This window comes from Eubacterium sp. BIOML-A2 (genome assembly GCF_009680135.1).
Lineage (GTDB): Bacteria > Bacillota > Clostridia > Lachnospirales > Lachnospiraceae > Faecalicatena > Faecalicatena contortus_B.
Window position 1 is genome coordinate 1 of sequence record NZ_WKZK01000095.1, and the last position, 8,651, is coordinate 8,651.

The following is an 8,651-nucleotide window of genomic DNA, read 5'->3' on the forward strand; positions in this document are numbered from 1 at the left end:
CTCGTTTGCCGTCCACTGGCTCATCCCCAGGCCGTGCCCTTTTCCCATAGTCGTAATCCGAAGGCCCCCGTCCGCTTCCTGCAGAGAAAACGCACTGGACGCCAGTGACAGGGCCTCCCGGAACTGTTCGCCGCTGCAGACCGTATCACCAATTCTCATCTGTGATACATATCCCGCAGAATCGTAGGCTTGTATCTCAAAGTCAGAGAAACTGTAGGTTTTTTCTGCATTTTCTTTATCAACGGCCACCAGAAACGGCTGGCACTTGGCTTGTATTTCTTTGTACTCCATGTTGTAAACATGCATCTCGTCCTCGGCTTCTTTATCCTTAGGACATTCTTTTACCGCCAGATAGGGGCAGTCTTCATTTCCCAGAACTTCCTGGCCGCTTCTTGTTTTACCATTGCTGGCCTGGTGGAACGGCACCAATGCATACGTGTCATTATAGTATAACACCTGATTTTCGGTCTCATCCATTGCCTTTTTTAATTTTTTGTAATAAGTTTCAAATTCCTTGGCACTCCACTTTTTTTCCAGAGATTTTGTATCCAGGTAATTGTCCTCCAGCAGCTTATCCTCACTGCTGTCCAACGTCTGGTAGAGGTTGGTACGGATCAGAACTGCCTGTGCTTTCAGCGCTTCTTCTTCATAATTTCCGGGCATTTCTTTTGCAAGCATACCCAGAAAATATTCATCCCAGGGCACCTTGATCACCTGATCACTTCCATCCTCCGATGTTTTCTTCACCTGCACATAAGCACCGCCATTTTTTCCGTTTACTTCCATATCCGCGCCGTTTACAAAAACCGCGACCACATAGGGAAGCAGAATTAAAATAAGTAAAAATGAACAGACGGTTTTGACTTTTTGCCGCATATAACGTTGTCCCATAAAAAAGCCCTCCATATATATATTATATGAAGGGCTCAAAGGGGTCAGACCCCTTTTTTATAAGTCACTGTTTTCTTTCTTTTCTGTGTACTCCTCGTAGGTCTGGGTACCCTGTGGCTGCTCCTGCGTTTCTACGTCAGTCTCTGGCCCGGATACCTTCTCTTCTGCTTTGGCTTCCGTATCCGGCAGAATAATCACTGACGGCTCCTGCGCGCATTCCGGCTCCTCCTCTGAACCAGGAGCCTTTGGTGCTGATACCGGTGCTTCAGGCGTCACTGGAGGTACTGGAGGAACGGGAGGTACAGGCGGCGTACTCATATCCGGTGTTGTGGGAGGCACTGGGGCCTCCGGTGCTGCAGGTTCTCCCTGCACCGGCGCCTGAGGCGCAGGTACTGCGGTATACGGCCCCGGCATGGATCCGGCCGGCGGCATAGTTGGGTAACCCGGCTGGATAAACGGCCTTCCCAGATCCGGCTCCATTCCCGGATTAAAGTTCCTGTTGCGCATTGCGAAGAGGCAGATGGACTCGTAAAGAGGAACTACCATGCACAGTACTGCGTGCGCAATGGACATGTTTTTTGAAGTAAACTTCTCAAGAATCTGGTGATTTATGAGAACACTCAGTACTTTATAGAAGGCGCTGTACACAATAGCAGCAATCACCCAGATAATTGCTATAATGATGATTCCCATGATCACGCTGCTGCTGAAATGTGAAGATGTACCGCCCCCATGACTGTATAAAGCACTGGAATAGAGGCTGGAAAACGCCCCCAGTCCGACTACCCAGACGATCATATAAAAAATAAAGTTTACCACACCGAAGATGAACGGCATTGCAAGGAGCCAGATCCCCGGATTTTTGATGGTTTTGGATTTGAGGGTTATGCTTCCGCCCAGCTCTCCGTGGAGATATGTCCTTGCAAACGGAATGAACGCGAGCCAGGGGTAATCCATGCCCTGTCTCTTTGCAATCGTATACATACCGATTCCTTTGAATACATAACTGATTACGAAGAAAATGAACCACACTGCAAGCACAATCAGATAAATGGCCAGAATCCCCGTAAGCATTGAATCCACCGGTGAGTTATAAGTATAAGTGTAACTGTCATAATAATTCATAAATGCCTCCTATTCCGGCTGTCCTGACGGGACATTCACTTTTTCGAGTTTCCAGATATCCTTTACATACTCCTCGATTGTCCGGTCTGAGGTGAACTTCCCGCTGCATGCAGTGTTCATCATCGCCATTTTCGACCATCTCTGTACGTCGCGATAGGCAGCCTCCACTTTTTTCTGCGCCTCTGCGTACGCGCGGAAATCCTTCAGAATAAAGTAAGTATCGGGCCTGTTTGTGCAATGTGTATTTAAAAGGGAGTTATACAGGTTCTTGTACATCTCGTGGTTGCCGCCCGCATAGGTGCCGTCCATCAGCTGGTCGACCACGCGTTTGAGCTCCCAGTCATTAAAGTAAATGTCAATCGGATTATAGCCGCCGTTATTCTCGTAGTTAATAACCTCCTCGGAAGTTAACCCGAAGATAAATGCATTCTCCGCTCCGACTTCCTCCACGATCTCCACATTGGCGCCGTCCATTGTTCCCAGGGTCGGTGCGCCGTTGAGCATGAACTTCATATTTCCGGTGCCGGATGCCTCCTTGGACGCGGTCGAGATCTGCTCGCTCACATCCGCTGCCGCAAACAGAAGCTCCGCATTGGATACGCGGTAATCTTCGATAAATACAACTTTCAGCTTGCCGTTGATGCTTCTGTCATTGTTCACCACATCCGCTACGGAGTTGATCAGCTTGATCGTCTCTTTGGCTCTGAGATAACCTGCCGCGGCCTTTGCTCCAAAGATAAATGTCCTTGGATAAAATGACATCTCCGGATGCTCCTTGATCTGATTGTACAGATACATAATGTGCAGAATATTCAGCAGCTGACGCTTATATTCGTGAAGTCTCTTGACCTGCACATCAAAGATGGACGTAGGATCCACATCGATTCCATTATTTTCTTTGATATATTTTGCAAGGCGTACCTTGTTCTGATATTTGATCTGCATAAATTCTTTTCTTGCGCGCTCATCATTTACCAGCGGCTTCAGGTTGCCGATCAAGGATAAATCCGTGATCCATCCGTCCCCTATCCTTTCCGTGATCCAATCCGCAAGAAGCGGGTTGCCATGGAGAAGAAAACGTCTCTGTGTGATCCCGTTTGTTTTATTATTAAACTTCTCCGGCATCATGTCATAGAAATCTTTCAGTTCCTGATTTTTCAGGATCTCCGTGTGCAGCCTTGCCACACCGTTGACGGAGAAACCGGCTATAATCGCCATATGCGCCATGCGCACCTGATTGTCCCTGAGGATTGCCACTTTTCTGACCTTCTCTTCATTGCCCGGATATTTGGCGCGGACCTCCTGCAGGAAACGGCGGTCGATCTCCTGGACGATCTGGTAAATACGCGGAAGCAGCTTAGAGAACAGATCGATCGGCCATTTTTCCAGCGCCTCTGCCATAATCGTATGGTTGGTATAGGCACAGGTCTTTGTGGTCACTTCCCATGCCTCCTCCCAGGTCAGGCCTTCCACATCAATGAGCAGCCTCATCAGCTCCGGAACGGCAACCGTCGGATGCGTATCATTCATCTGGATTGCCACCTTCTCATAAAGCTTTTTGATGTCGTCGTGGTCCTTTTTATACTTCGCAATCAGGGCCTGCAGGCTGGCTGAGATAAAGAAATACTGCTGCTTCAGCCTCAGCTCCTTGCCGGCATAGTGGTTATCGTTGGGATAGAGCACATCCACGATCATCTTGGCAAGGTTCTCCTGCTCGACCGCCTTGTGGTAGTCCCCTCTGTCAAATGATTCCAGGGAAAAGTTCGTAATCGGCTCCGCATCCCAGATCCGCAGTGTATTCACCACATGGTTCCCATAGCCCACGATCGGCATATCATACGGAATCGCACGCACGGATTCATAATTCTCCTGAATAAACTTATCTCTGCCGGTCTCCGGATCTTTTTCAAAACGGATCGTACCGCCGAAGCGCACCTCTTTTGCGTACTCCTGTCTGCGCAGCTCGAAGGGATTGCCTTCCTTAAGCCAGTCATCCGGTGTCTCGATCTGGTAGCCGTTTTCAATCTTCTGTTTAAACATCCCATAGCGGTAGCGGATACCGCATCCGTATGCAGGGTAATTCAGTGTTGCCAGTGAATCCAGGAAGCATGCGGCCAGACGCCCCAGACCTCCGTTTCCAAGCGCCGCATCCGGCTCCTGGTCCTCGATCACGTTCAGATCGATATTCATCTCCTCCAGCGCTTCCCTCACATCCCCGTAGGCAGTCATATTAATCAGGTTATTGCCCAGGGCACGGCCCATCAGAAATTCCATGGACATGTAATAGACCGTCTTGGCATCCTGCTTCCTGTACTCCGCCTGCGTTGCCAGCCAGTCATCAATGATGATGTCCTTCACGGCATAAGAAACCGCCTGGAATATCTGCTGGGGCGTCGCCTCCTCTATCTTCTTCCGGTACAGTGTCTTCACATTGTCCCGGACGATTTCTTTGAAAACTTCTTTTTCAAATCGCTTACTATACATATATCTTACATCCCTTCTTTCATTACGCCCATTGTAACAGCCTCGCCGTTTATCTTCCATTCCTTCACATAGCCTGCCGGTTCTGCCTTCACAACTTCGTTTGCGAGTACTTCGCTTCCGATCTCTTTCCCGTGCTTTGCAAAGACACCTTCTGCTTTTGCGCTTCCCGCGTAAGTCACTTTAATCTTATCCATGACCTCAAAGTCTGCTTCCTTACGCATCGTCTGGATCTTGCTGATAATCTCTCTTACAAAACCTTCCTCTAACAGTTCTTCTGACAGGTTTGTATCCAGAACAACGGTTATACCGTTATCATTTTCAGATACATACCCCTCCATCTGCGCCGTATCAATCAGCAGGTCTTCCTTAAACAGAGTAATCTCCTGTCCGCTGATGTCCAGCTTCAATGCTCCGGTTTCATTAATCTCGTCCATAGCAGCATTGCCGTCGAGACTGTCCAGGGCAGACTTGATTCCACCTAACATCTTACCATACTTTGGCCCGACTGTCTTTAACTGTGGTTTAAAACTATATGAAGTAAAGTCTCTCACATCCTCTGTGAACTTCATATTCTTGACATTCAGCTCATCTTCAACGATTTCCTGATAAAATTCCGGCAGATCAAACCCTGCTTTCACAAACATCTGGCCGATCGGCTGGCGGTTCTTGATATTAGCTGTATTGCGGCACGCGCGTCCCATTACAACCAGCTTCAGGACATTGGCCATATTGGATTCCAGCTCCCCATCGATATAACTCTCGTTAACAACCGGGAAATCACAGAGATGGATGCTCTCCGGAGCTCCACTGTCAATGCTGCATACCAGGTTCTGATAGATCTCTTCTGTCATAAACGGAATCATCGGCGCCGCTACCTTCGCAACGGTCACAAGCGCAGTGTACAGCGTCATATACGCATTGATCTTATCCTGCTCCATGCCCTTTGCCCAAAAACGCTCCCGGCTTCTTCTGACATACCAGTTGCTCATGTCATCCACAAAGTCCTGCAGCGCCCTTGCGCTCTCCGGAATCCTGTAATTTTCAAGGTTCTCATCCACGGTCTTTATCAGTGTATTCAGTTTGGACAGTAGCCATTTATCCATAACACTCAGTTTTTCGTAATCCAGGCTGTATTTGGTTGCATCAAATTCATCTATATTTGCATACAGTACAAAAAATGCATAGGTATTCCACAGCGTTCCCATAAACTTACGCTGTCCCTCTGTCACTGCTTTTCCGTGGAAACGGTTCGGCAGCCACGGCGCGCTGTTCACATAGAAGTACCAGCGGATTGCATCCGCGCCATACTGATTCAGCGCATCAAACGGATCCACTGCATTTCCCTTGGACTTGCTCATCTTCTGGCCATTCTCATCCTGCACATGGCCAAGCACAATGACATTCTTGTACGGCGACTTATTAAAGAGCAGAGTAGAGATCGCCAGCAGAGAATAGAACCATCCTCTCGTCTGGTCCACAGCCTCTGATATAAAGTCTGCCGGGAACTGCTGTTCAAACAGGTCTTTATTCTCAAACGGATAGTGATGCTGTGCAAACGGCATGGAGCCGCTGTCAAACCAGCAGTCAATCACCTCCGGCACGCGGTGCATCTCTTTGCCGCAGACCGGGCATTTTATCGTAACATCATCAATATACGGGCGGTGAAGCTCGATATCATCCGGACAGTTATCGGACATGGATTTCAGTTCCTCGATGCTTCCGATAGAATGCTGATGTCCGCACTCACACTCCCAGATATTCAAAGGCGTGCCCCAGTAACGGTTGCGGCTGATGCCCCAATCCTGCACATTTTCCAGCCAGTCGCCGAAACGTCCCTTCCCGATACTCTCAGGGATCCAGTTGATCGTATTGTTATTGGCAATCAGATCGTCCTTCACGGCGGTCATGTTGATGAACCAGGATTCGCGCGCGTAGTAGATCAGCGGCGTATCGCATCTCCAACAGTGCGGATAGCTGTGCTCGAACTTCGGAGCATCAAAGAGAAGCCCTCTCTCCTCCAGGTCTTTCAGAACCATCGGATCCGCCTTCTTTACGAAGACTCCGGCAAATGGCGTGGATTCCGCCATATTTCCCTTTTCATCTACAAGCTGTACGAACGGCAGTCCATAGCTTCTCCCAACATTCGCATCGTCTTCACCAAAAGCAGGGGCAATGTGTACAATACCGGTACCATCCGTCAGTGTAACGTAGGAATCACAGGTCACATAGAACGCCTTCTTATTCTGCTTCGCAGCCCCTTCCGCCGCACAGGCAAACAGAGGCTCATATTCCTTGTATTCCAGATCCTTTCCTTTATATGTCTCCAGAATCTCATATGCCGGCTTATCTTCCTCTGCCAGCTTGCCAAGTACCGTATCCAGCAGCGCCTGCGCCATATAATACACATAGCCGTCTGCTGCCTTTACCTTCACATAATCCTCCGCCGGATTCACGCAGAGCGCCAGGTTAGAAGGCAGTGTCCAGGGCGTGGTTGTCCATGCCAGAATATAAGCATCCTCATCCTTCACCTTAAATCTGACGATCGCAGAACGTTCCTTGACATCTTTATACCCCTGGGCCACTTCCTGGGCAGACAGAGGAGTCCCGCACCGCGGGCAGTAAGGTACAATCTTAAATCCCTTATAAAGAAGGCCCTTGTCCCAGATCTGTTTCAGCCCCCACCACTCGGATTCGATAAAATTATTATCATAGGTCACATAGGGATGTTCCATATCAGCCCAAAATCCAACCGTACTGGAGAAATCTTCCCACATCCCCTTATATTTCCATACGCTTTCTTTACACTTATCGATAAAAGGCTCCAGGCCGTATTCCTCAATCTGATCCTTCCCGTCGAGTCCCAGAAGCTTTTCCACCTCCAGCTCAACCGGAAGCCCGTGAGTATCCCATCCGGCTTTACGCGGAACCATATACCCCTTCATCGTACGGTATCTCGGAATCATATCCTTGATAACGCGCGTCAACACATGTCCGATATGAGGCTTCCCATTCGCGGTTGGAGGCCCGTCATAGAATGTATACTCAGGGCAGCCTTCCCGCTCCTCCATACTTTTCCGAAAAATATTATGATCAGCCCAGAACTTTTCAACTTCTTTTTCACGCTCAACAAAATTCATATCCGTAGAAACTTTCTTATACATAACTCATCTCACCTTCCTATAATTATTTCATTTAACACGAAACGGACACCGCTGCGCCCTGCTTCCTTTGCGCCTGCGGCGCGGCATCTGCCTCTTACACCGCAGTGCGCATCCCCCGGAGGGTTTTTATGATATTGGCAATTCCTGTGGAATTTCCAATATCATGCAATAGAGTTTCGCTCGCGAAACTCGCGCCTGCGGCGGCCGCTGCGCGGCATCTACCTCTTACGCCGCAGTGCGCATCCCCCGGAGGGTTTTTATGATATTGGCAATTCCTGTGGAATTTCCAATATCATAAAAAAGCTTCCGCCCTGTAATAGGACGAAAGCTTTCACTGTCGTTTACCACCTGTTACAACATACTCCGGCCTTTTTGATCCTGCCTTGTATATGCGTTCCCGTAACGGGGGAACTCCGTCAGTCTCTACTGCTTCCGTTTCGAGGACTGCGACTCAGAAGTGATGTTCAGAAATCACTTACTCATACCGGGCTCGCACCACCTCCGGCTCGCTGCAAATTTCAGTGAAAACTTACTGTCTTCGTCATAGTCTTTTTTGTCTGCACAGGGATATTATAAAAAGAAACCGGGGAATAGTCAAGGGATTGCACATATATTTCACCAAAATTCATCACATTGTAGAAATTTAAAGAAACGTTTGAACTATTACTGCAGAATTGCATCTATTTCACTATCCCCTTATTCACTTTTCCCAAACTTTTTATAATATTCTTTCGCCTTCTGCTCAGACAAAGTAAATCTTTTTTGCAATTTTATTAAAATCTTATTCTCATCAAAGCCTTCCTCTATATAATCCAGTACCATCGCTCTAATGCCTTTCTCTACCCCTTGTGATAATCCTTGTTCTGAAGTGTACCCTTTGTCAAGGACAAATTTAAGAAGAAGGGATAATATGGTTACTATTCACAGTCGATTTAGCGTTCATTCTTTAGGAAGCTCGTAACAGAGCTTCTTTTTCTTTGCCATAATGCA

At 48.1% G+C, this 8,651-nt stretch carries 4 protein-coding genes; all 4 read right to left on the bottom strand.

Features of this window, described 5'->3' with window-relative positions; all coding sequences use genetic code 11:
- Positions 1 to 891: SpoIID/LytB domain-containing protein (locus GKG43_RS22170; RefSeq protein WP_173020143.1), on the bottom strand; the 891-nt coding region annotated here is incomplete at its 3' end.
- A 57-nt stretch (positions 892 to 948) separates the two neighbouring features.
- Positions 949 to 2,016 (bottom strand): RNA-binding protein, encoded by a 1,068-nt coding sequence (locus tag GKG43_RS22175; protein ID WP_174518414.1) that lies wholly within the window; start codon positions 2,014 to 2,016, stop codon positions 949 to 951.
- A 9-nt stretch (positions 2,017 to 2,025) separates the two neighbouring features.
- A complete protein-coding gene (locus GKG43_RS22180) occupies positions 2,026 to 4,500 on the bottom strand; it encodes a glycogen/starch/alpha-glucan phosphorylase (protein WP_055154430.1) in 2,475 nt (824 codons plus the stop codon).
- Between the two features lie 5 nt (positions 4,501 to 4,505).
- A complete protein-coding gene (gene ileS, locus GKG43_RS22185) occupies positions 4,506 to 7,661 on the bottom strand; it encodes an isoleucine--tRNA ligase (protein ID WP_055154431.1) in 3,156 nt (1,051 codons plus the stop codon).
- Between the last annotated feature and the right edge of the window lie 990 nt (positions 7,662 to 8,651).

What these genes read in the sequence shown, in the direction of transcription:
- GKG43_RS22175 (WP_174518414.1), bottom strand. Translation starts at nt 2,016, where the DNA reads ATGAATTATTATGACAGTTACACTTATACTTATAACTCACCGGTGGAT.
- ileS (WP_055154431.1), bottom strand. Translation starts at nt 7,661, where the DNA reads ATGTATAAGAAAGTTTCTACGGATATGAATTTTGTTGAGCGTGAAAAA.
- GKG43_RS22180 (WP_055154430.1), bottom strand. Translation starts at nt 4,500, where the DNA reads ATGTATAGTAAGCGATTTGAAAAAGAAGTTTTCAAAGAAATCGTCCGG.